The sequence below is a fragment of the Streptomyces sp. NPDC047081 genome, from assembly GCF_040643775.1.
Taxonomy (GTDB): Bacteria; Actinomycetota; Actinomycetes; order Streptomycetales; family Streptomycetaceae; genus Streptomyces.
On sequence record NZ_JBEYUY010000047.1, the window covers coordinates 18,355 to 41,360 of the forward strand.

Annotated in this window: 21 protein-coding genes; 10 read left to right on the forward strand and 11 right to left on the reverse strand. The window is 71.5% G+C overall.

Annotated features, from left to right (window positions below; all coding sequences use genetic code 11):
- Positions 1-88 precede the first annotated feature (88 nt).
- From ABZ848_RS46625 to ABZ848_RS46635, 3 genes are all read left to right on the forward strand, one after another.
- A complete protein-coding gene (locus tag ABZ848_RS46625; RefSeq protein WP_360842334.1) occupies positions 89-1,591 on the forward strand; it encodes an APC family permease in 1,503 nt (500 codons plus the stop codon).
- A 10-nt stretch (positions 1,592-1,601) separates the two neighbouring features.
- A complete protein-coding gene (locus tag ABZ848_RS46630; RefSeq protein WP_360842338.1) occupies positions 1,602-3,236 on the forward strand; it encodes an amidohydrolase in 1,635 nt (544 codons plus the stop codon).
- A gap of 176 nt (positions 3,237-3,412) precedes the next feature.
- Positions 3,413-5,119 carry a hypothetical protein gene (locus tag ABZ848_RS46635; protein ID WP_360842340.1) on the forward strand — a complete coding sequence of 569 codons (1,707 nt, stop codon included), beginning with the start codon at positions 3,413-3,415 and terminating at the stop codon, positions 5,117-5,119.
- Between the two features lie 60 nt (positions 5,120-5,179).
- On the opposite strand, the gene ABZ848_RS46640 is transcribed toward ABZ848_RS46635, so the two are convergent.
- From ABZ848_RS46640 to ABZ848_RS46660, 5 genes are read right to left on the reverse strand one after another with little or no spacing between them, the layout of a single operon-like run.
- Positions 5,180-6,427: a cytochrome P450 gene (locus tag ABZ848_RS46640; RefSeq protein ID WP_360842343.1), complete on the reverse strand. Its 1,248-nt coding sequence runs from the start codon at positions 6,425-6,427 to the stop codon at positions 5,180-5,182.
- Positions 6,424-7,029: an ATP/GTP-binding protein gene (locus ABZ848_RS46645; protein WP_360842346.1), complete on the reverse strand. Its 606-nt coding sequence runs from the start codon at positions 7,027-7,029 to the stop codon at positions 6,424-6,426. Before ABZ848_RS46645 ends, ABZ848_RS46640 begins: the two co-directional genes overlap by 4 nt.
- Positions 7,010-7,381 (reverse strand): DUF742 domain-containing protein, encoded by a 372-nt coding sequence (locus ABZ848_RS46650; RefSeq protein ID WP_242767437.1) that lies wholly within the window; start codon positions 7,379-7,381, stop codon positions 7,010-7,012. The genes ABZ848_RS46645 and ABZ848_RS46650 overlap by 20 nt, the downstream gene beginning before the upstream one ends.
- Entirely contained in the window at positions 7,378-7,788 is a 411-nt protein-coding gene (locus tag ABZ848_RS46655; protein ID WP_030043913.1) for a roadblock/LC7 domain-containing protein, read from the reverse strand. Before ABZ848_RS46655 ends, ABZ848_RS46650 begins: the two co-directional genes overlap by 4 nt.
- A gap of 4 nt (positions 7,789-7,792) precedes the next feature.
- Complete coding sequence (locus ABZ848_RS46660) at positions 7,793-9,523, reverse strand: ATP-binding protein (protein WP_360842349.1); 1,731 nt, start codon at positions 9,521-9,523, stop codon at positions 7,793-7,795.
- Positions 9,524-9,838: 315 nt separating this feature from the next.
- Here ABZ848_RS46660 and ABZ848_RS46665 point away from each other — a divergent pair, with 315 nt between their 5' ends.
- The 3 genes from ABZ848_RS46665 to ABZ848_RS46675 are packed head-to-tail and all read left to right on the forward strand — an operon-like array spanning position 9,839 to position 12,035.
- Positions 9,839-11,053, forward strand: a complete 1,215-nt coding sequence (locus tag ABZ848_RS46665; protein ID WP_360842352.1) for a helix-turn-helix domain-containing protein — start codon at positions 9,839-9,841, stop codon at positions 11,051-11,053.
- A 59-nt stretch (positions 11,054-11,112) separates the two neighbouring features.
- Positions 11,113-11,475, forward strand: a complete 363-nt coding sequence (locus ABZ848_RS46670) for a DUF1304 domain-containing protein (protein WP_360842354.1) — start codon at positions 11,113-11,115, stop codon at positions 11,473-11,475.
- The gene (locus ABZ848_RS46675) at positions 11,472-12,035 is read left to right on the forward strand and encodes a TetR/AcrR family transcriptional regulator (RefSeq protein ID WP_360842356.1); all 564 of its coding nucleotides are present in this window, start codon (positions 11,472-11,474) and stop codon (positions 12,033-12,035) included. The genes ABZ848_RS46670 and ABZ848_RS46675 overlap by 4 nt, the downstream gene beginning before the upstream one ends.
- 4 nt (positions 12,036-12,039) lie before the next feature.
- Here the strand turns inward: ABZ848_RS46675 and ABZ848_RS46680 are convergent, their stop codons facing one another.
- Together ABZ848_RS46680 and ABZ848_RS46685 are read right to left on the reverse strand one after the other, a co-directional pair.
- On the reverse strand, positions 12,040-12,900 hold the full coding sequence (locus ABZ848_RS46680) for a hypothetical protein (protein ID WP_360842359.1): 861 nt from the start codon (positions 12,898-12,900) through the stop codon (positions 12,040-12,042).
- Positions 12,901-12,968: 68 nt separating this feature from the next.
- Positions 12,969-13,928 carry a helix-turn-helix domain-containing protein gene (locus tag ABZ848_RS46685; protein ID WP_360842361.1) on the reverse strand — a complete coding sequence of 320 codons (960 nt, stop codon included), beginning with the start codon at positions 13,926-13,928 and terminating at the stop codon, positions 12,969-12,971.
- A 71-nt stretch (positions 13,929-13,999) separates the two neighbouring features.
- On the opposite strand from ABZ848_RS46685, the gene ABZ848_RS46690 reads away from it, so the two are divergent.
- On the forward strand, positions 14,000-14,950 hold the full coding sequence (locus ABZ848_RS46690) for an NADP-dependent oxidoreductase (RefSeq protein WP_360842364.1): 951 nt from the start codon (positions 14,000-14,002) through the stop codon (positions 14,948-14,950).
- 1 nt (position 14,951) lies between these two features.
- On the opposite strand, the gene ABZ848_RS46695 is transcribed toward ABZ848_RS46690, so the two are convergent.
- Positions 14,952-16,058 carry an NAD(P)-dependent alcohol dehydrogenase gene (locus tag ABZ848_RS46695; RefSeq protein WP_360842366.1) on the reverse strand — a complete coding sequence of 369 codons (1,107 nt, stop codon included), beginning with the start codon at positions 16,056-16,058 and terminating at the stop codon, positions 14,952-14,954.
- Positions 16,059-16,118: 60 nt separating this feature from the next.
- The gene (locus ABZ848_RS46700; RefSeq protein ID WP_360842369.1) at positions 16,119-17,573 is read right to left on the reverse strand and encodes an aldehyde dehydrogenase family protein; all 1,455 of its coding nucleotides are present in this window, start codon (positions 17,571-17,573) and stop codon (positions 16,119-16,121) included.
- 103 nt (positions 17,574-17,676) lie between these two features.
- Here ABZ848_RS46700 and ABZ848_RS46705 point away from each other — a divergent pair, with 103 nt between their 5' ends.
- Together ABZ848_RS46705 and ABZ848_RS46710 are read left to right on the forward strand one after the other, a co-directional pair.
- A complete protein-coding gene (locus ABZ848_RS46705; protein ID WP_360842372.1) occupies positions 17,677-18,114 on the forward strand; it encodes a MarR family transcriptional regulator in 438 nt (145 codons plus the stop codon).
- Positions 18,115-18,345: 231 nt separating this feature from the next.
- The gene (locus ABZ848_RS46710; RefSeq protein WP_360842374.1) at positions 18,346-18,726 is read left to right on the forward strand and encodes an anti-sigma factor antagonist; all 381 of its coding nucleotides are present in this window, start codon (positions 18,346-18,348) and stop codon (positions 18,724-18,726) included.
- Between the two features lie 17 nt (positions 18,727-18,743).
- On the opposite strand, the gene tuf is transcribed toward ABZ848_RS46710, so the two are convergent.
- Together tuf and ABZ848_RS46720 are read right to left on the reverse strand one after the other, a co-directional pair.
- The gene (gene tuf / locus ABZ848_RS46715; protein WP_360842377.1) at positions 18,744-19,937 is read right to left on the reverse strand and encodes an elongation factor Tu; all 1,194 of its coding nucleotides are present in this window, start codon (positions 19,935-19,937) and stop codon (positions 18,744-18,746) included.
- 54 nt (positions 19,938-19,991) lie between these two features.
- Positions 19,992-20,945 carry a ribose-phosphate pyrophosphokinase gene (locus tag ABZ848_RS46720; RefSeq protein WP_360842379.1) on the reverse strand — a complete coding sequence of 318 codons (954 nt, stop codon included), beginning with the start codon at positions 20,943-20,945 and terminating at the stop codon, positions 19,992-19,994.
- Positions 20,946-21,137: 192 nt separating this feature from the next.
- Between ABZ848_RS46720 and otr(A) the strand changes: the two genes are divergently transcribed.
- The gene (gene otr(A) / locus ABZ848_RS46725; RefSeq protein WP_360842382.1) at positions 21,138-23,000 is read left to right on the forward strand and encodes a tetracycline resistance ribosomal protection protein Otr(A); all 1,863 of its coding nucleotides are present in this window, start codon (positions 21,138-21,140) and stop codon (positions 22,998-23,000) included.
- Positions 23,001-23,006: the final 6 nt, after the last annotated feature.

Genomic DNA, 23,006 nt, shown 5'->3' on the forward strand with positions numbered 1-23,006 from the left:
AACAGTGTTGACCTGTTAAGGCCCCGGGCAGTTTCATGTCCGTTCACCGGGGCCGACCAGGCCCCCTGGTGCGAGCGGAGACCCGCCCATGTCCGACCAGCCCTTCGGCGCAGACCCTCCGGCGCGGCCCGCGCTGCGCAAGTCCCTCGGCGTCCTCGACAGTGTCGCCATCGCCGCGTCCAGCACGGCGGCGACCACCAGCATCGGCATCGGCCTGGGTGTCACGGCCGGTGTCGTCGGCCTCCATCTGCCGGCGATCATGCTGCTGGCGTTCCTGCCGGTGCTGGGCATCGCGGGCGCCTACTCACGGCTGAACAAGGTGGAGCCGAACGCGGGCAACGGCTATGTGTGGGTGGGCCGTTCGCTCAGCCCCTGGCTCGGCTTCATGGTCGGCTGGGTCAACATCGTGGCGACGGTGGCCTTCCTGGCGTACACCACCGCGGTCACCGGCTCGGCGCTCATCCAGCTGGCCGGGAAGGCCGGACTGCACCGTGTCGCCGGGCTCGACCTCGACCCGGGGTCCACCGCACAGACCACCGCCGTCGGCATCGTGGTCCTGATCGCCGTCACCCTCACCGCCGTCACGGGCATCCGCACCGCCGCCCGGCTGCAGACCGGGCTGCTGGTCTTCGAGTACGTCGTGCTGCTCGGCTTCTGCGGCTACGGCATCGTGCACGGCCCGCACGCCTTCAGCCTGAGCTGGTTCGACCCGTTCGCGATCCCGTCGGCGTCGGCGCTGGCCCAGGGGATGCTGCTGTCGGTGTTCTGCTACTGGGGCTTCGAGGCCGCGTTCAGCGTCAACGAGGAGGTGCGCGAGCCGCGGGATGCCTCCCGCGCCGGGTTCATCACCCTGCTGACCATGCTGGGGCTGTTCCTGCTCGGCTCGATCGCCTTCCAACGGGTCTTGTCGGAGGGCGAGTTGGCCGGACACGGCGCCGAGGGCCTGGCGTACTTCGGGGACCGGCTGGCCGCCGAGCCGCTGGCCGTGCTGCCGCTGGTGGCGCTGATGTTCTCGGCCGTGGCCTCGCTGCAGGCCGGGGTGATCCCGACGGCCCGGGCGATGTTCGCGATGAGCCGGGACCGTACCCTCGGACCGGTCTGGGCCAAGGTCAGCCCCCGGTACGGCACTCCGGCCTCCGGGACGCTGCTGATCGGCGCGCTGGCGGTGGCCGTCGCCGCGCTCGCCCTGGTGATCCCCCGGCTCGCGGACATGATCATGGCGACGGTGAGCGCGGTGGGCATCGTGGTCGCCCTGTCGTACGCGCTGACGGCGCTCGCGGCGGCCGTGCGCTTCCGCTCCCTGCTGCGCGAGGACTGGCGCCAGGGAGTACGGGCCGTGGTGCTGCCGGCGCTGAGCGCTCTCGCCCTGCTCGGCCTCGGTGGCTATCTCGGCTGGTCCTTCTACACCTCCACCGACCATCTCGAACTCCGCGCGGACAACGGCTGGTTCCTGCTGCTCACTCCCCTGGCGATGATCGCGTCCGGCTTCGTGGCCGCCGCGTGGGCCCGCTGGGTGCGCAGGTCGCCGTACTTCCACACGGGCCAGGGCACCGACGCGGACGCCCCGGCCCTGCTCCCGACACCCCACTAGGAAACGGAACATGCACGCAGACCTCCTGTTCACCGGCGGCCCCATCCTCACCCCCCAGGGCCGCACCGCGACCGCCGTGGCCGTCACCGGCGACCGCATCACCGCCGTCGGCCACGACGAGGTCCTGGACCTCGCGGGACCGCGGACCCAAGTGGTCGACCTGGCCGGGCGGTTGCTGCTGCCCGGCTTCCAGGACGCGCACGTCCATCCGATCCCGGCGGGCCTGGAGCTGAGCCAGTGCGACCTGACCGGGGCGCGGACCGCCGAGGAGACGGTCGCCGCCGTGCGCGCGTACGCCGACGCGCATCCCGGGCGGGAGTGGATCCTCGGCGGCGGCTGGTCGATGGAGGCCTTCGAGGGCGGTACGCCGACGAAGGAGCTGCTGGACGCGGTGGTGCCCGACCGGCCGGTCTATCTGCCCAACCGCGACCATCACGGCGCCTGGGTCAACAGCCGCGCCCTGGAGCTGGCCGGGATCACGAAGGACACGCCGGACCCGGCCGACGGGCGCATCGAGCGGGACGCCTCCGGTAAGCCCGGCGGCACTCTGCAGGAGGGGGCGATGCAGCTCGTCGGGCGGCTCACCCCGCCGGCCACCGCGGCCGACCGGCTGGCGGCCCTGCTGCACGCGCAGCGCCATCTGCACGCGCTCGGCATCACGGCCTGGCAGGACGCGCTCGTCGGGGACTTCCTCGGCATGGACGACCCGTCGGGGGCGTATCTCGCGGCCGTGCGGGACGGCTCACTGACCGCGCGGGTCGTCGGCGCGCTGTGGTGGGACCGTGAACGCGGGGCCGAGCAGATCCCCGAACTCGTCGAGAAGCGGGCGGAGTTGAGCCGCGGCCGGTTCCGGGCGACCAGCGTCAAGCTGATGCTGGACGGGGTCGCCGAGAACGGCACGGCCGCGCTGCTCGACCCGTACCTGGACCGGTGCGGCTGCGCCACCGCCAACCGCGGCAAGAGCTTCATCGACGCCGGTCAACTCCCCAAGTATGTCACCGAGTTGGACGCGCTCGGCTTCCAGTGCCACTTCCACGCGCTGGGCGACCGGGCCGTACGCGACGCACTGGACGCGATCGGGGCGGCGCGGGAAGCGAACAAGGCGAGCGGCACGCGGCCGCATCTGGCGCACCTCCAGGTCGTGCACCCCGAAGACGTGTCCCGCTTCGCCGAGTTGGGGGCCACGGCGAACATCCAGCCGCTGTGGGCCGCTCACGAACCGCAGATGGACGAGCTGACGATTCCCTTCCTCGGCTCCCAACGGGCCGCGTGGCAGTACCCGTTCGGCGCGCTGCTGCGCTCCGGCGCCACCCTCGCCGCCGGCAGCGACTGGCCGGTCAGCAGCCCGGACCCGCTCCAGGGGATCCATGTCGCGGTCAACCGCGTCGAGCCCGGCGCCGACGGATCCCGCGTCTTCCTGCCCGCCGAACGCATCACGCTCACCGAGGCGTTGACCGCCTACACGGCCGGATCGGCCTACGTGAACCACCTCGACGACACCGGCCGGATTCAGACGGGTGCGCTGGCGGATCTCGTGGTCCTCGACCGCGACCCGTTCGCCGGGCCGCCGGAGGCGATCGCGGAGACGCGGGTGGCGCTGACCTATGTGGGAGGGGAGGGAGTGTACGCAGCTCACGAGGTGTGAGCAGTAACGGAGATCACGGTGAGGTCACGCGTAGATCATTTACGCTCAGGGCAGCCTCGTACCGCTTCTCGATTCAACTTTCGTTCACAGAAGCTGAGTTCGAGGGCGCGGGTGACCATTTCGGCCATCCGGTTCGCAGGGGGGGCTCTGCATCGTCGTCTCCCGGAAGGAAGCACATGCCTCAGGACGTCACGTTCGATCTCCCCCTCGACAACCCCGGCAACAGAGTCGAGCCCACGGAGGCCGCCGACGCCCTCGCTCGCCTCTTTGTGGACCGTGTCAAGGCGAGCACGGAGGAGTACCGAAGTTGCCAGAGCGCCGCCCGGCAGCGGCTGGACGCGCTCGGCTCCCCCAACTACAGCACCACGCTGCCGGTGGAGGGAGCCCTCCATCTGGCGCGGCCCGCGTTCCTGCCGCCCGACGAGGAGGGCTACGCCCGGTTGCGGCACCTCGACACCAGTCTGGGCATGATCCAGGCGGCCTTCCCCGAGGTCGGCAACGATGTCGAACTCTGCCGGCTGACCTGCGCGATGCTCGAAGGGGCCTGGCGGAGCCGGGCGCTCGCCCCGGCCCGCGAGGAGGAGCCGTCGGCCGTCTGCTCCTGCCCGCTGTGCCGCCGGCTGCCCACTCCCCCGGCACGGACGCTGGACGACTACCGCTGGCGGCAGAGCGCCGGCCGACCCCTGAGCGTCAAGACCTGGCCGTACCGCCGGGAGCTCGACAGCGTCCTGACCGGCGGCTGGTCCTGGACCCGGCAGATGAACGACCTGGAGCGGGACCTCGGCCACCGCCACCGCTTCGAGGACGACATCCTCGTCTTCCACGAGTACAAACGCGTGATCGAGACCATCGACACGGCCCGCCTCACCGAGCACGTCGAAGGCCGCCTGGCCGAGAACTTCAGCACCAACAGCGCACGCGCCCTGGTCTCCGGACTCTTCTCGGCCCACAAGCGATCCGTCGACGAGTACTGGCTCCGGCAGCACCACGCGGGCAAGGTCACGCTCCCCCAGGGCAACCCGCTCAGCCAGAGCACCTACTCGATCCTGCAGATGCTGGACTGCCTGTTCTGGCACGTCGCCCCCGACAGCGAACTCTGGCAGGAGGAGAACCTCGCCTCCCTGCTGCTGTGCCGCGCCATCGACGACATGGCCGACGTCCGGGCCGACGCCCTCACCGGCGAGATCAGCAACTTCTGGCTCGCCGACATGCCCACCCACTCCAAGGCCCTCTACGCCGCCTGTGCGATAGCCATCGTCAAGTACGGCTGCATGCCCGAGGCGCACACGCCGATGTGGAACACCTGGCTGATGACCACCACCATCGTCTGGATGGGGCTCACCGGTCGCCACGCCCTGTGGTTCGACGGCATCACCCAGGGCCTGCCCCCGGCCGACGACTGCGCGCTGTGCGACCTGCAGCCCAACTCGTGCAGCGGCATCCTCACCCACGGCACGGACCTGACCATCGCCCCGCGGCCCACCGTGCCCGAACTGAGCGCCCGGGCCGCCGAGTTGTCCACGCGCTGCCGGGCCGAGTTCCCCCGGACCTGGTCCCTCTTCGACGCCGAGCTGCGTGCCTTCGAAGCGATACACGGCCCCTGGTACGGCAACGTCGACGGCGCGTGGGAGATCCTGCGCCGCACCTACATGGCCGCCGTGGAGGCGTCCGCCGCGGCAGCGTCCACGGACCGCGCCCGTCAGGTCCAGCAGGACGCCGGTGTGGTCGGATCCGAGATGTTCCACACCCTGCACGACCCCCGGACCGGCAGGGAGGACACCGCCCTGCTCGCCTACATGTTCGGCGCCGCCCACCCGCACTTCCTCTGGAACGCCACGGGCTACCGCCCCACCGGCGTCACGGGCGACTGGCTCGACGGCTGACGCCGGCACCGTGAAGACACGCCGCTGCCCGGCCGGGGGTCCGGCCGGGCGGCGGAGGTGTCAGACGGAGAACTCGACCGGCAGGCTGTCCAGCCGGGACTCCCAGGTGGAGGCGGTCGAGGAGAGCTCCTCCGACGGCACGGCCAGGCGCAGGCCCGGCAGCCGGTGCAGCAGGACGTCCACGCCGATCTCGATGATGGACTGGCCGATGTTCTGCCCCGGGCACTCGTGCGGCCCGGCGCTGAACGCCAGATGCGACTGGTTGCCCTGTACGGCGACGCCCGCGTCGGGCCGTACCTCCGGGTCGAGGTTGCCGGCCGCCAGGCCCAGGACGAGCATCTCGCCCTCCTGGATGTGATGGCCTCCGAGCTCCAGGTCGGCGGCCGCGAACCGGCCCGGCAGCACGGCCAGCGGCGGGGTGTCCCACATGACCTCCTCCACCACCGAGGAGACGTTCAGCTGCCCGCTGACCAGACCGGACAGCCGGCCGGCGTCGCTGAGAACCAGCTGCAGGACCCGCGCCAGCAGGTTGCTGGTGGTGGTGTGCGCGGCGATCAGCACCAGGCGCAGATGGCTGACGACCTCGTCGTGGTCGAGGCCGGCCGGGTGCTCCAGCAGGGCCGTGGCGAAGTCCGCGCCCGGCTCGGTCCGCTTGCGGTCGGCGAGTTCGGAGAGGATCTGCATGATCCGGTCGTTGTGCTCCAGGGCGCCCTCGCCGCCCTTGAAGACCTCGGCGCACGACTCGACCAGGCGTGCCCCCTCCGCCGTGGGCAGGCCCAGGATCCGGGTGAGCACGAGCATCGGCAGGTGCTCGGCGTAGTCGGCCACCAGGTCGGCACGCCCGGCGTCGGCGAACGCGTCGATCTGCTTGTTCGCGAAGAAGGTGGCGTGTCGCCGCACACCGCGGCTCGACGCCGCGAGCAGCCCGTCGGTGACCGCGCCGCGCAGCCGGCGGTGCGGTTCGCCGTCCTGGGAGACGCAGTCGGGCCGCCAGCCGACCATCGGGATCAGCGGATGCGTCTCGGAGACCCGCCCCTCCCGCCAGTCCCGCCAGATCCGCGCGTCCCGGCTGAACTGGCGCGGGTTGTCCAGCACCCGCCGGTTGTCGCGGTAGCCGAGGACCAGCCAGGCGGGGACGTCGCCCTCGAGCAGCACCGGCGCCACCGACCCGTGCTCCTTGCGCAGCCGCTCGTAGATGCCGTACGGGTCGGTCGACGCCTCCGGCCCGAACAGCCGGGTGAGGTCGCCGCCGTGGGCGACCGGGCAGCCGCGCGGGGCGTCGGGACCGTTTAAGGGCTGGGCGTTCATCGGGGCTCCAGTGCGACGGCCGAGCGGTCCTTCAGGTGACGTATCAGCGTGACCAGCACGTCACGGCTGGAGGCCCGGTCGCGGGCGTCGCAGGCCACGACCGGGATGTGTTCGGGGATGTCGAGGGCGTCGCGGATCTCCTCGACCGGATAGTCCTTGGAGTCGGGGAAGACGTTCAGCGCGACGACGAACGGCACGTCCTGCCGCTCCATCTCCTCGATGGCCCGGAAGCTGGAGGCCAGCCGCCGGGTGTCGACCAGGACGACCGCGCCGAGCGCGCCCTTGAACAGGCCGTTCCACAGGAACCAGAAGCGCTCCTGGCCGGGCGTGCCGAACAGGTACAGCATCAGGCTCTCGTTGAGGCTGATCTTGCCGAAGTCCAGGCTGACGGTGGTCTCCGTCTTGTCGGCGACACCGATGAGGTGGTCGACGTCGGCGCTGGCCTGGGTGAGCGTCTCCTCGGTGGTCAGCGGCTTGATGTCGCTGACCGAGCGGACCATGGTGGTCTTCCCGGTGCCGAAGCCGCCGGCGATCATCACCTTCACCGAGCGGGGGCCGGACCCACCGGGCCGCCCCGGACGGTCAAAGCCTTTCAAGTCCACTGAGTACCTCCTCAAGGAGCGCGAGGTCGGGCCCGCGACCGACGCCGTGCGCCGGGATGGGGTCACGGGCTTCGACGCGGCCTGCCTCGAGCAGATCCGTGAGGAGCACCGCGAGAATGTTGAAGGGCAATCCGAGATGGGCGCCGAGTTCGGCCACCGACAGCGGATCGCGGCAGCGCCGGAGGATCTCCTCGTGCTCGTGCTGCATGCCCGGTACGGGGGCGGCCAGGGAGACGATGAGGGTCGCCACGTCGAGACTCGACGCCGAACCGCCCGGTCCGCTGCGTCCTCCTGTCAGGACGTAGTAACGCTCAAGACCGGACGGGTCGGTGGGCCGGCGGGGAGCACTCATCCAGAGTGCTCCTCCAGGCGCGGAGTGGTGCCGAGGAGCTCGCCCATCCTGCGGGCCAGATCCCTCATCTGGTGTCCGAGCAGGCCCTGGTCGAGGCCTTCGCGGGCGAGCACGCCGAGATACGTCTCCACGCCGGCCCGTACGACGAAGAGGTGGCCGCCGTCGACCTCGATCATCGCCAGCCTGAGCTGCCCCGCGTACTTGGGGAACTGCTCGGCGACCGGCTGGGCCAGCGCCTGCAGTCCGGCCACCACGGCCGCGAACCGGTCCACGTCGTCGGGGTCTTCGGCGCCAAATGAGGTGATGGCCTTGCCGTCGCTGGAGGCCACGAGGGCGAAGCGGATCTCCGGGATGGACTCCACCAGATCGCGCAGCGCCCAGCTCACGTCGGTTCCCTGTTGCGTCATGGGACTAGTCGCTCTCTTCAGTGTGGTGCTCGGTGGATCCGCGCCCGGCACGTGCGGTCTCCTCCTCGGTGGACTCCTCGCCGACCTCCCGGCCGGCGGTGGCGAAGGCGGCCAGGCCGGCGAACGAGGCGTCCGGCGGGACGGCGGAGACGGTGCTCTCCTCCCGTCGCCCGGCGCGCTCCTGCCGTACCGAGCCCTCGTCCTCGTGCCGCTTGCTGCGGCGCCGGGGCAGTCCGCCGGGCGTGGTGTCCACGGCCTCGTCCGGTTCGGCCGCGGGCGTAGCGGTCGCCGTGGCGCGCGCCGGGGCGCCGGTCGACGCCTGGGCGGCCTGGGGCGCCGGAGCCGGGGGTGTGGCGGGGCCGGCGGGCAGCGGGCTGAAGTACTTGTGCGGAACCACGACGACCACCGAAGTGCCGAGCCAGGGCGAGTCCGCGAAGGTGACGCGGATGCCGTAGCGACGGGCGAGGGCACCCACCACGCGCAGACCGATGTTGGCGTCCTCGGAGATGCCGCCGAGGCCGGGTCCGGCCGCGGTGCCCGCGAGGGCGTCGGCCGCCTCGCGCTTCTTCTCCTCGCTCAGGCCCTTGCCGGAGTCCTGGATCTCGATGCCGACGCCGTTCGGGACCTCCTTGCCGGAGACGAGCACCGGCTCGGTGGGCGGCGAGTAGCGGGCCGCGTTGTCCAGCAGGTGCGCGAAGATCAGCGTGAGGTGGTCCACCAGGCCGCCGTCGACGCCCAGTTCGGGCAGATGGCGCACCTCGACGCGGTGGAAGTCCTTGATCCGGCCGATGCCGCCGCGCACCACGCTGAGCAGCCGCTGGGGCTCCTGCCACTGGCGTCCGGGGCGGTCCGAGCCACCGAGCACGCCGATGCTCGCGGCGAGCGAGTCGGCGGGGCCGAGTTCCTGGTCGAGCTCCATCAGACCGCGGGCCACGGTGGGCAGCCGGCCGTGCTCGCCCTGCATCTCGTGCAGCCGGCCGCGCAGCTTGCTGGTCAGGACGTGGATGCGGTTGCCGATGCTGATCACGGCCTGTTCGGCGGAGGTGGAGCGGTTGAACTCCTCCTCGACGCCGATCAGCGCGGTCCTGAGCACCTTGCGCAGCTCGGCCTGCAGGTCGGCGCCGACCTTGGCGCACTGGTTGGCGGCGGGCAGCAGGTCCTCGACGGCCTCACCGGCCCGCAACTGCTTCAGTGCCTCGGGCAGTTGCTCGTCGGCGAGCCGCGCGACAGCTTCCTGCTGGTGCGCGAGCTGCTCCTGCCAGACCTCGGCCTGGTCGGCGAGCTGGGCCTCGTACGACTTCGCCTGCTCGGTGAGCCGCTCCTCGAAGGCCCGCGCCTGCTCGCCCAGTTGGGCCTCGTAGGCCGAGCCCTGCTCGGCGAGCCGCGCCTCGTAGCCGCCCACCTGCTCCGTGAGCTGGGCCTCCAGGGAGGCGCGCTCGGCGGTGAACTTCCGCTCCAGGCCCGCGACATGCTGCTGCCACTGCTGGGAGTGCTCGGCCTGCGAGCTGCGGAAGGAACCCTCGGTGCGGGTCAGCTGGGAGCGGGTGCGGATCAGCAGCCGTACGCAGACGGCGCTTGCGGCCGTCGCGGCGGCTCCGGCGACGCCGGCGAGTATTCGCTCCGAGCTCATGAACGTGGCGGCAACCGTCCCGCCTCCTAAGGCCAGCGGCATCAACCACCAGCTGTACCAGGCGACAGGGGCCCGCGCCGCCGGCGGCGGAGTGGCGAGTTCCATCTGCATCCTTCGAAGCAACACGATCGAACAGGGGGGTGTTCAAGGGGGGTTCGCACGAGTGCGCACGCACTGCGGGAGAACGAAAGTGATCGCGTCAACTCGCAGCGCCGAACGGGAGCTTATCTGGTTCGAAGCGAAAAAGATCAACCTCGAACGCCCTGCGGAAGTGAGGGTTCCGTCACTGTCCGCCAGCGGACCACACGTCGACAAATCCCTTTGCGGACCTGGACTTTGTCACAGATCGACAATGCACCCGCCCGCTCCTGTCCGCCGCTGATAAGCCCTGCCGGGTTACCGCCGGGTATCGTCGCGGCCGTGCCGAAGAGAGCCGCTGTGCTGCACGACAACGGGGACGGGCCCTTCAACGCGTTGCCGACGGGCCTGCACCACCACCTCAGACCGTTCTTCGCCGACATCACCGAGGAGGTGGTGAGGGCGATCAGAACCGAGATCCCGGAGTACGCGCGTCCCGCCGACGACACCTACATGCAGGGCGTGCACCGGGGCGTGGACCACGCGTTGCGGGGTTTCCTGGAGCGGATGGCGAAGCCGGACACGGACTGGGAGCCGGTGCTGGAGACGTACCAGCGCATCGGGCGCGGGGAGGCGGAGGAGGGGCGCAGCCTCGACTCGTTCCAGTCGGCGCTGCGGCTGGGCGCGCGGGTGACCTGGCGCCGGGTGAACGCCCTCGTGGACGCGGACCTGCTGCCGCGCAATGTGCTGGCCGCGTTCGGCGAGGCGCTGTTCCTGCACCTGGACGAGATGGCGGCCGCGACCACCGCGGGCTACACGGAGGCGCGGCTGCACGCCGCCGGTGAGCTGCAGCAGCGGCGGACCCGGCTGATCGACCTGCTGACCGCGGATCCGCCCGCCTCGCCCGAGGCCATGACGGAGCTCGCACACAGCGCGCGCTGGCCGGTGCCGCGTTCTCTTGCCATGGTCGCGATCGACCACCGCGCGCGGGCGGGCACACAGCCGATCGTGGCGCCGGAGTTCCTGGTCCGCTTCGACATCCACCCGGCCGTGCTGGTCGTACCCGATCCCGAGGGGCCGGGCCGGGCGCGCGCGGTGGCCGGGGCGCTGCACGGGCTGCGGGCTGCGATGGGCCCGACCGTGGCCCTGCAGGAGGGCGCGCGGTCGCTGCGGTGGGCGTCGGAGGCGCTGGGTCTGGTACGGCGGGGCGTGCTCGCGGACACCGAGATGGTGCGCTGCCAGGACCACCTGGCCACGCTGCTTCTCCTGCGCGACGACGCCCTCATCGACGCCCTCGCCGAGCACCGGCTGCGCCCGCTGCAGGAGGTGCGCCCACCGCAGCGCGAGCGCCTCGCCGAGACCCTGCTCAGCTGGCTGCAGTGCGGCCACAACGCCAGCGAGGTCGCCGTACGGCTGGCGGTGCACCCGCAGACGGTGCGCTACCGGATGCGGCAGCTGGACGACCTCTTCGGCGGTCAACTGCACGACCCGGTGGCCCAGTTCGAGATGCAGCTGGCCCTGCACGCACTGGAGCTGCGCCGGAGCGCCGCGAACTGAGGCTTCCTGGACAGGTGTCCAGCTATAGTGGACACCTGTCCAAGAAATGGAGCTCGGTAATGGAGACGCTGGCCAACGTGCTCGTCGGTCTGGTGGCCGCCCTGCACGCCTACGTCCTGGTGCTGGAGATGTTCCTGTGGCAGAAGAAGCCCGGGAGGGGGCTGCACGGGTTCGACCGGGAGATGGCGCGGGCGACCGCGCCGTTGGCCGCCAACCAGGGGCTCTACAACGGGTTCCTCGCGGCCGGTCTGGTGTGGGGCCTGATCGCGGCGGACCCGACCGGCTTCCGCGCCCAGGTGTTCTTCCTGTCCTGCGTGGTGGTCGCGGGCGTCTACGGCGCCGTGACTGCCAACCGCCGCATCCTCTTCGCGCAGGCCCTGCCCGGCGCACTCGCCCTGGCCGCCGTCCTCGTCGCCCGGTGACCCGCCCCGCGCCCGAGGACCCGCGGGCCGCGCGCACCCGGGCCCGGCTGCGGGAGGCCCTGCTCGCGGAGTGCGCCGAGCGACCGCTCGCCGAGGTCGGCGTGGCCGCCCTGGTGCGCCGGGCCGGGGTCGGCCGGGCCACCTTCTACGTCCACTACGACGGCCTGGAGGCACTGGCGGTCGACGCGTGCGCGGACGTCGTACGGGAGGCGGTGGAGGCGCTGCACTCCTGGACGGGCCGGCCGGACCCGGTGCACGCGCCGCCCGCGCTGGCCGAGTTCTTCGGCTCGCTCGCCCCGCATGCCGGTCTGTACCGGGAGTTGCTTGCGCCGGGCGGCGGCGGGCCGCTGGGCCGGGTGCTCCACCGGGACCTGCGGGCCTACAGTCTGCGCGAGCGCACCCGGGCGGGTGCGGCGGACGCCCCGCTGGTCGCCTCGGCGGTGGCCGCGACCTTCGCGGGCGTCCTGGCCGACTGGCTGCACGGGCTGTTGGAGGGTGACGCCGGCCAAATCGCCGACGAGGTCTGGCAGTTGCTGGTGGCCCTGCACGCGAGCCGGTGACGGTTCACGCGCAGGCCGTGCCCTCCTTCACCAGCGGCCAGGCCTCCACGCCGTGGGAGGTGCGGACGTAGGCCCTGGCCGGGTCGTCCGTCAGCCACAACTGCCGCCCGTGGTAGCGGTATCCGGTGTCGTGCGCGTCGGCGGGCATACGGACATCGCCGTCGTACGGGGAGGTCAACATGCCTTCCGGGAGCACTCCGTCGGGATCGCGGGCGTACAGCCTGCCCTTCTTCCCCTCCCCCAGGGACAGGAAGTGCGCCTTCTGCCAGTCGCAGTGTTCCGGGCCCGCGTTGCTGCTCACCTTGGTGATCGGCACCCGTTCGCCGTGCCGGTCGGTCCAGATCTCGTACCACTGCTGGTCGGTGAAGCTGGCCGGGAGTTCGGCGGGGTCGCAGGAGGCGCTGGTCTCCGGGCCCCAACCGGGCCTGTTCTTCCGGTCCTTGGCGACGACGACGGCGACCTTGGTCCGGCCGTTCACGTCGAAGGAGTACAGGACGCGGTCCGTCTCCCGGCGCTCCACCCGGTAGCCGTGGTGCGGGACTTCGGGCTGCTCGATGTCGAAGTACGCCTGGAGACCCTCCTCCGGTGTGGCGCCTCCGTCGCCCTCGCTCCACGGGTCGCTGCCGCCGCCCGAGTAGATCTCCCCGTCGCACTCCAGGGCCCGGCCCGCGGCGCCCGACTCGATCCGGGTGGCCCGGACGCTGTCCTCGTCGAGGTTCTTCGCGGGCACGTGCAGCGGCCCGCTGTAGGGCACGGCCGGGGCCGTGCCGGTGACCACGAGATCCTCCCGGGCGGCCTGCTCACCGCCGCACGCCACCGCCGCCGACGCGACCAGCACGGTCATGGCCACCAGTCCTCCGCGCATCCCCCACCCCTTGTTCCGCTCGCCGTCCTACGGTCCTTCGACGCGAGGGCGGTGCGGAACGTTCGCGGCTAGCGGGCCGCCGTCCGGAAGGTACGGCGGTACGCCTGCGGTGAGACGCCGATCGCGGCGTGCAGGTGCTGGCGCAGCGAGGCGCCGGTCGCGAAGCCGACCTGTCCGGCGATCTGGTCGACGGACAGGTCGCTCGACTCCAGCAGCTGCCGGGCGCGGGCGACCCGCTGCTGGACGATCCAGCGGCCGGGGCTGAGGCCCACCTCGTCGTTGAAGCGGCGGGCGAAGGTCCGCAGGCTCATCCGGGCGTGGCCGGCGAGGTCGGCCAGCGTGAGGTTCTCGTCCAGGCGCTCCAGGGCCCAGGCGCGGGTGGCGGCCGTGTCGGCGGCGCCGCTGTCCGGGACCGGCTGCTCGATGTACTGGGCCTGGCCGCCGTCCCGGAACGGGGGTACGACACAGCGGCGGGCCACGGCGTTGGCCAGCTCGCTGCCGTGGTCGGTGCGGACGATGTGCAGACAGATGTCGACACCGGAGGCGGCGCCGGCCGAGGTGAGGACGCGGCCGTCGTCGACGAAGAGGACGTCGGGGTCGAGCTCGACCTGTGGGTAGCGCTGCCGGAACGCGTCGGTCAGCTGCCAGTGCGTGGTGGCCCGGCGGCCGTCGAGCAGGCCCGCCGCCGCGAGGACGAACGCGGCCGTGCAGATGGAGACGATCCGGGCGTCCGGGCGGATGCGGGCGAGCGCGGCGGCGACCTCGGCCGGCAGTTCGGCGGGGATCCGCGTGGGCGTCATGGAGGTGACCACCACCGTGCCGGCCGTGGCGAGGACCTCGGGCCCGTGCTCCACGCCGATCGTGAAGTCGGCGCAGGTGCGCACCGGTTGGCCGTCGACGCTGCACGTCATCACCTCGTACCGGCCGTCGGCAGCGCCGAAGATGCGGCTGGGGATGCCCAGCTCGAAGGGGTACACGCCGTCCAGGGCCAGCACCACGACCCGTTCCACCTGCCGTTCACCACTCATGGCACGATCTTATCGAAGGTTGGCAATCGTGCCATTTCCTTGTGGGGCGGCGCCCGGCAGGCTGGTTCACCATGAGCACTGTGAACACGATGCGAGCCATCAGCCAGGACGTCCTGGGCGGTCCCGAGGTCCTGAAGGTGGTTGAAGTTCCGCGCCCCGAACCGCGGGCGAACGAGGTGCTGGTCCGCGTCCGCGCGGCCGGCGTCAATCCGACCGACTGGAAGCACCGCGCGACCGGCGGATTCCTGGGCGAGCCGCCCTTCGTCCTGGGCTGGGACGTCTCCGGCGTGGTGGAGGCGGTCGGCGTCGGCGTCGCCCGCTTCCGGCCCGGCGACGAGGTCTTCGGCATGCTGGCCTACCCGTGGGGCCACGGCTCGCACGCCGAGTACGTGAGCGCCCCGGCGCGCTGGTTCGCGCACAAGCCGGCCTCCGTCGACCACACGGAGGCGGGCGCGCTGCCCCTGGTCTCCCTCACCGCCTGGCAGGCCCTGGTCGAGTACGCCGGTGTGCAGACGGGGCAGCGTGTGCTGGTCCATGCCGCCGCGGGCGGGGTCGGGCATGTGGCCGTGCAGATCGCCAAGGCGCGCGGCGCGTATGTGATCGGCACCGCGAGCGCGGGCAAGCACGAGTTCCTGCGCGGGATCGGCGTGGACGAGACGGTCGACTACCGGGAGACGGACTTCGCCGAGGCCGTCAAGGACGTCGACGTCGTCCTGGACACGATCGGCGGCGAGACGTCCACGCGCTCGCTGCGGGTGCTGCGCCCGGGCGGGATCGCGGTGTCGATCCTCCCGGTCGGCGGGAGCGAGTTCCACGAGGAGGCCGAGCGGCTCGGCGTCCGCTCGCTGCGGATGCTCGTGGACGCCTCGCACTCCGGTATGACGGCGATCGCGGAGCTGGTGGAGGCGGGGAAGCTGCGCCCCGCGATCGCCGGCACCTTCCCGCTGGCCGATGCCGCCGAGGCACACAGGCTCGGCGACACCGGCCGGACCACGGGGAAGCTGGTCCTGACGGTCGGCTGACTCAGAACGTCAGCACGGGCTTGATGGCCTTGCCCGCGCCCATGTCCCGCACCGCCTGGTCGATGTCCGCGAACGGATAGGTGCTGATCAGGCGGTGCAGCGGCAGCCTTCCCTCCTTCACCAGCCGCACGAGGGACGGGATGAAGGACTGCGTCTCGGCGTCGCCCAGGGTGAGCCCGACGATCTGCTTGCCGCCGAGCAACCCGTTGACGTCCAGGGCGACTTCGGTGCCGAACGGCGGTGCCCCTACGACGACCAGGGTGCCGCGGGCGGCGAGCGCGTCGACGCCCTGGCGCAGCACGGCGACGCTGCCGGTGGTCTCGACGATGCCGTCAGCGCCCTGGCCGTCGGTGATCCCGACGAGCGCCTCGCCGAGGTCGGCCTCGCCGACGTTGACGGTGTGGGTGGCGCCCAACTCCTTTGCCAGGGAGAGGCGTTCGGCCACCTTGTCGACGGCGACGATCCGGGTGGCGGGGGTGAGCGCGGCGGCCATGACGGCGGAGAGGCCGACGGCTCCGGCGCCGAGGACGACGATCGTGCCGCCGGTGACCGGCTTCAGCACGTTCCAGACGGCGCCGACCCCGGTCTGCACTCCGCAGCCCAGCGGAGCGATGGACTCCAGCGGTACGTCCGCGTCGACCTTGACGAGGCTGCGCTCGTCGACCAGCGCCCGCTCGGCGAAGGAGGACTGGCCGAAGAAGTGCCCGCCGAGCGGCTCCCCGTCCCGGCTGACGGTGCTGCTGCCGTCGGCGCGGCGGCCGCCGATGAGGTTCAGCGGCAGCCAGGTGGCGCAGTAGGCCGGGTGACCGCCGTTGCAGTTGCGGCACTCGCCGCACGAGGTGAACGACAGCACGACGTGGTCGCCGGGCGCGACACCGGTGACGGCCGGGCCGACGACCTCGACGACGCCCGCGCCCTCGTGGCCGAGGACTCCCGGCAGCGGGAAGGGCAGGCCGCCGCCGGCGACCCCGAGGTCGGTGTGACACAGGCCGACGGCCACCATGCGGACGACCGCCTCGTGCGGCCCCGGCTCGTCGAGCTCGACGTCGGCGAGGGTGAAGGGCGCTCCGCCGGACTCGACGACCGCGGCGCGGGTGGGGATGGACATCGTACGAACTCCCTTGGTTCTCGGGCGTGTTCAGCCGGAGCGAGCCGGATTCGGCCGGGTTCAGTCGAGCGAGACGACGACGGACTTGACCTTGGTGTAGGCGGCGAGGGCCTCGGGGCCGTACTCGCGGCCGAAGCCGGAGTCCTTGACGCCGCCGAAGGGGACCGCGGGATCGAGCATGGCCCAGTCGTTGATCCAGACGATGCCGGCCTGGAGGCGGTCGGCGATCCGGTGGGCGCGGGCGAGGTTCTGCGTCTGGATGCCCGAAGCCAGGCCGTACGGCGTGGAGTTGGCGAGCTCGATCGCCTCGTCCTCGGTGTCGAAGGGCTGCACGGTCAGGACCGGGCCGAAGATCTCCTCCTGGACGACCCGGGCGTCGTTGGACAGGTCGGCGATCACGGTGGGCGTGTAGTAGTAGCCGCCGTCGAGGTCGAGGCGCTCGCCGCCGCAGACGATGCGGCCGCCCTCCTTGCGGGCGAGGTCGACGTACTCCTCGACCTTCTTCAGGTGCTTCTCCCCCGCCATCGGGCCCACGACGGTCTCGGGGTTGCGCGGGTCGCCGACCGGGACACCGGGGACGGCGTCGCCGAGGATGCCGAGGAGAGTGCTGTAGACCGGGCGGGCCACCAGCAGGCGCGGGCCGCCCATGCAGAACTGGCCGGTGTTGAAGACGAAGGCCTTGATGATCGCGCCGACGGCCTTCTCCAGGTCGGCGTCCTCGAAGACGATGTGGGCCGCGTTGCCGCCGAGCTCCATGGTGACCGGCTTGAGGGCTTCCCCGGCGGTGGCGGCGACGTGGCGGCCGATCGCGGTGGAGCCGGTGAAGGCGACCTTGTCGATGCCCCGGTGGCGCAGCAGGGCCTCGCCGGCGACCGGGCCGCTGCCGGTGACGACGTTGACGACGCCGTCCGGGACGCCCGCCTCCTGGAGCAGCCTGGCCATGTAGAGGGCGCTGAGCGGAGTCTCGTCGGCGGGCTTGTGGACGACGGTGTTGCCGGCCGCGAGCGCCGGGCCGATCTTCGAACCCGCCAGGATCAGCGGGAAGTTGAAGGGCGTGATCGCGGCGACCACGCCGATCGCCTCGCGCTTGGTGTAGGCGAGGGCGTTCATGGGGGTGTCGCGGATCGCGCCGTCCAGGGAGTAGGCGAGGGCGGCGAAGTGCTCGTAGTCGTTGGCCGCGTTCGCGATGTCGACGGCGTGACAGAGCGAGATGGGCTTGCCGACGTCCAGGCTCTCCAGGTGGGCCAGCTCGTCGGCGTTCTCGCGGATCAGCTCGGCGACCCGGTGCAGGATCCGGCCGCGCTCCCGGCCGCTCAGCCCCGACCACGTGCCGCTGTCGAAGGCCTCCCGGGCGGCGCGCACGGCCGCGTCCACGTCGGCGGCGCCCGCCTCCGCGACGGTGGTGACGACCGCGCCCCGGGACGGGTCGACCACCTCGGTGCGCGCTCCGTCGGCGGCATCGCGCCACTGGCCCCCGATGAACAGCCGTCCGGGTTCGATCTCGAAGGTGGTCATCACCGCTCCTCAGCCTCTTCGCCAAGATTTCAACCAACAGGATTCCTGTTGGTTCGCAGTTTCATTACAGACAGGTTTCCTGTCAATGCTCTACGCTGAACTCATGCTCGATTCCCAGGCGACCAAGACATCTCCGTCCCTGCTCTACATGGTGAAGCAAGTGGAGCTCGTGGTGCGATCGCACCTGGACGAGCTGGTCCGGCCCTCCGGGATCACCGCGCTGCAGTACACCGCGCTCACCGTCCTGGAGCGGCACGACGGACTGTCGGCCGCGCAGCTGGCGCGGGACTCGTTCGTCACCGCGCAGTCCATCGCCGACCTGGTGCGGTCCCTGGAGAACCGGGGGCTGGTGCGCCGGGAGCGCAATCCGCAGAGCCGGCGCGAGCTGCTGATCCTGCTGACCGAAGCCGGGCGGGAGCTGCTCGGGCAGTGCGCGGGGCCGGTGCGGGAGCTGGAGGAGCGGATGGTGAGCGACCTCACGGCCCACCAGACCGAGCAGTTCCGCCAGGCGCTGTCCAAGGCCTGGCACGCCCTGTCGTAGTCCGGCCACGCCAGTCGCAGGAACCCTCCGTCGCAATTCGAAGACATATGTCAATCGAACATGCTCAAATTCACTCGATCGAGGGTAACTTGCAGGGCGGGGAACGGTTTTGCGCTCACTCGGGACCCGGGGGACAGGCCTGCGCTCATACGCTCGCTTCAACGACGTCACCCGGGCCCCCGGTGACCTGCAACACCGCAGCGGACGGAGCAGGTTGGAGGCGATGTCGTCGTGGAGCAGGAGCCTGCGCCGCTCACCCGGCATCTGCGCGTCCACCGCGACCGGGGACACACGGTGCTGGAGTTCCGGGGCGAGATCGACATCGCCGCGGCGGTGGAGATCGCGCCGTATCTGGACCGGGTGACCGCGCACCCCGAGGTCCGGCTGGTGATCGACCTGCGGCGGGTGGACTTCTTCGACTGCTCCGGGCTGCGCCTGCTCTACCGGGCCCGGCGCCGGGTCCTCGACCAGGACGGGGAGCTGCGGCTCGTGTGCACGCATCCGCTCACCCTGCGCATCATGCGGGTCACCGGCCTGGCCAAGCTGCTGCCCGCGCACGCGAACCTGGACGCGGCCCTGGGCCAGCCCGAGGCCACGTCCGGCTCGTTATGACCGTCCGCTGACGGCCGCTACTTGAGGATCTTCGTCACCTGCCCGGCGCCCACCGTCCGGCCGCCCTCGCGGATCGCGAACTTCAGGCCCTCCTCCATCGCGATGGGCTGGATCAGCACGACGTTGATGCTGGTGTTGTCGCCCGGCATGACCATCTCGGTGCCCTTGGGGAGCGTCACCACGCCCGTCACGTCCGTCGTACGGAAGTAGAACTGCGGACGGTAGTTCTCGAAGAACGGCGTGTGCCGGCCGCCCTCGTCCTTCGACAGGATGTACGCCTGCCCCTCGAACTCCGTGTGCGGGGTGACCGTGCCGGGCTTGATGACGACCTGCCCGCGCTCCACGTCCTCACGCTTGACGCCCCGCAGCAGGAGACCGACGTTCTCCCCGGCCCGGCCCTCGTCGAGCAGCTTGCGGAACATCTCGATGCCGGTGACCGTCGTCCTCGTCTTCTGCTCGTGGATGCCGATGATCTCGACCTCGTTGTTGACGTGCAGCACCCCGCGCTCGATCCGGCCGGTGACGACGGTGCCGCGGCCGGTGATGGTGAAGACGTCCTCGATGGGCATGAGGAACGGTTTGTCCACGTCACGCTGCGGTTCCGGGACCGCCGTGTCGACCGCCTCCAGCAGGTCGAGCACCGACTGGGTCCACTGCGGGTCGCCCTCCAGGGCCTTGAGCGCGGAGACCTTGACGACCGGCACGTCGTCGCCGGGGAACTCGTACTCGGTCAGCAGCTCGCGCACCTCCAGCTCCACGAGCTCCAGGATCTCCTCGTCGTCCACCATGTCGGTCTTGTTGAGGGCGACGACGATGTACGGCACGCCGACCTGCCGGGCCAGCAGCACGTGTTCCTTGGTCTGCGGCATCGGCCCGTCCGTGGCCGCGACGACCAGGATCGCGCCGTCCATCTGGGCCGCGCCGGTGATCATGTTCTTGATGTAGTCGGCGTGCCCGGGGCAGTCGACGTGCGCGTAGTGCCGGTGCTCGGTCTGGTACTCGACGTGGGCGATCGAGATCGTGATGCCGCGCTGCCGTTCCTCGGGAGCCTTGTCGATCTGGTCGAAGGGCGTGAACGGGTTCAGGTCGGGAAACCTGTCGTGCAGCACCTTCGTGATGGCCGCGGTGAGCGTCGTCTTGCCATGGTCGATGTGACCGATGGTGCCGATGTTCACATGCGGCTTGGTCCGCTCGAACTTCGCCTTCGCCACTGCAACCCCTCCTGAGCATCCGGTTGATGCCAGCGTTGCTCCGCTACCTCATGTCTATTCGCTTCGCGGCGCGTCGAACAGGGCGCTGACCGACTCACCGTTGTGAATGCGGCGCACGGCTTCCGCCAGGGCCGGGGCGACGGTCAGGATCCGCAGCTTCTCGGTCCGCTCCTCCTCCGGGACCGGCACGGTGTTGGTGCACACGATCTCCAGTACGTCGGGCTGCTCGCCGATCCGCTTGAGCGCCCCGTCCGCGAACAGGCCGTGCGTGCAGGCCACTCGGATCGAGCGCGGGCCCAACTCCCGCAGCCTGTCGAGGAGTTCGAGGACGGTACTGCCCTTGGCGATCTCGTCGTCCAGCACGATCACGTCCCGGTCGGTCACCTCGCCGATCACCGAGCTGATGGAGACCCGGTCGTCCGCGTACCGCTGCTTGGCGCCTGCGGCCACCTGGGCGCCGACCATCCGCGCGAACGCGGCCGCCTCCTTGGCGTTGCCCAGGTCCGGGGAGACGACGGTCGTACGGGACAGGTCGTACCGGCGGAAGTGGGCGGCCAGTTCACGCCGGGCGTGCAGATGGTCGACCGGCACCGAGAAGAAGCCGTGCACCTGGGGCGAGTGCAGGGTCATGGCCAGGACGCGGCTCGCCCCGGCCGCCACCATCAGGTCGGCGACGAGCCGGCCGCCCAGCGAGATACGGGGCGCGTCCTTCTTGTCGGAGCGGGCGTAGGAGTAGTGCGGCATGACGACGGAGATCCGGGCCGCCGACGCCCCGCGGGCCGCGTCGCACATCAGCAGCAGCTCCACCAGGTGCTCCTGGACCGGCTTGACCAGCGGCTGGATCAGGAAGACGTCCCGCTCCCGGCAGTTGGCCTGGAGCTGCACCTCCAGACAGTCGTTGGCGAAGCGGCTGACCCGGGTGGGGCTGAGCGGTACGCCGAGGTGCGCGCAGACCTCGGCGGCCAGCTCGGGGTGGGCACTGCCGCTGAACACGGAGATGTCTCGCACGGTCGCTCCTCGCATGGTCATGACCGGGGGCCTCCCGCCGTGGCCGCCGTAATTCGCTTGCGCCGGGCCACCGCCGGCACGCCATCATGGCGCCGTCCGTGTTCCCTCACGTCAGGATCCCTCGCATGCGCCGACTCCTCGGAATCCCCCAGCCCTTCCACAGGCCCACGGTTCTCGAGGACGCGACCCCGTATGCACACCCTGAACATCGGAATTCTGGCCCACGTCGACGCCGGTAAGACCAGCCTCACCGAGCGGCTGCTGTTCGACCACGGCGCGATCGACCGGCTCGGCAGCGTCGACGCCGGTGACACCCGCACGGACGACGGCGAGATCGAGCGCCGGCGCGGCATCACCATCCGCTCCGCGGTGGCCGCCTTCACCGTCGGCGACACCCAGGTCAACCTGATCGACACCCCCGGGCACTCCGACTTCATCGCCGAGGTCGAGCGCGCCCTGGAGGTCCTGGACGGCGCGGTGCTGCTGCTCTCCGCCGTGGAGGGCGTCCAGGCGCAGACCCGCGTGCTGATGCGGACGCTGCGCAGGCTGCGGCTGCCCACGCTGGTGTTCGTCAACAAAATCGACCGAGCCGGCGCCCGATCGGGTGAACTGCTCACCGACATCCGCCGCAGACTGACTCCGTACGTCGCCCCGCTCGTGGAGGTGACGGGCATCGGGACCGCCGGCGCTCGCGTGACGCCCTGTCCGCCCGGGGACCCCTTGCTGGCCGAGGCGCTCGCCGAGGTCGACGCGGACGTCCTCGCGGCGGTCGTGGACGGCCCCGCACCCACCCCGGACGACCTGCGCAAGGCCCTGGCCGCACGCACCGCCGACGGCAGCTTCCACCCGCTCTACTTCGGCTCGGCGCTCGGCGGCCAGGGCGTCGCCGAACTCATCCAGGGAGTCGTCCGGCTGATCCCGCCGGCCCCCGCGACCGCGGGCACCGAACCGCGCGGCACGGTGTTCGCGGTACGTCCGGGACCGGGCGGCGAGCGGACGGCGTATCTGCGGTTGTACGAGGGTGAGGTGACGCCTCGTCAGCGGCTGACACTGCTGCGGCGCGAGGCCGACGGCCGGACCACCGAGGTCCCCGGGCGGGCCAACCGCCTTGATGTCATCGGCCGTTCCGGGCCGCTCACGGCCGGGAACATCGCGGCGATCACCGGCCTGTCCGGTGTCCGCGTGGGTGACCGGCTCGGCGAACTCGGCGACCGTGCCCCGCAGTTCGCGCCGCCGACGCTGGAGACCCTCGCGCGGGCCCGCCGCCCCGAGCAGTCGGCGCACCTGCGCACGGCCCTCCTCGCCCTCGCCGACCAGGACCCGCTGATCCACGCCCGGCCCGCGGCCGAAGGCGCCACCGCGCTGCTCCTGTACGGCGAGGTCCAGTTGGAGGTGCTCGCGGCGACGCTCGTCCAGGACTTCGGCGTCGAGGCCGACTTCGGGCCGGGCCGGGTCCGCTTCCTGGAGCGGCCGCGCGGCGTCGGCGAGGCCTCGGCGGAGATGCCGTGGCACCTCGGCACCCGCTACTGGGCGACCATCGGGCTGCGCGTCGAGCCGGGACCGCACGGCTCTGGCGCGGTGTTCACGTACGAGACGGAACTCGGCGCACTCCCCCGCGCCTTCCACCAGGCCATCGAGGACACCGTGCACCCGACCATGCTCAGCGGGCTGACCGGCGCGCCGGTGACGGACTACCGGGTCACGCTGATCCGGTCCGGCTTCTGTGCCCCGATCAGTACGGCGGCCGACTTCCGCGGCCTCACCCCGGTCGTGCTGCGCCGGGCCCTGGAGGCGGCCGGTACCAGGCTCTACGAGCCGTATCACGCCTTCGAGACCGAGGTCCCGCTCGACGCGCTGGCCCCCGTGACGGCCCAACTCGCCTCGTGCGGCACCGAGTTCACCGGTACCACGGGCGGGTCGGCCTCCTGGGTGATCACCGGGGAGCTGCCGGCCCGCCGGGTGCGGGAGGTGGAGCTGCGTCTGCCGGGGCTCACGCACGGCGAGGGGGTGTGGTGGTCGCGGCCCTCGGGCGACCGGGAACTGCGGCCGCACTAGGGGTTG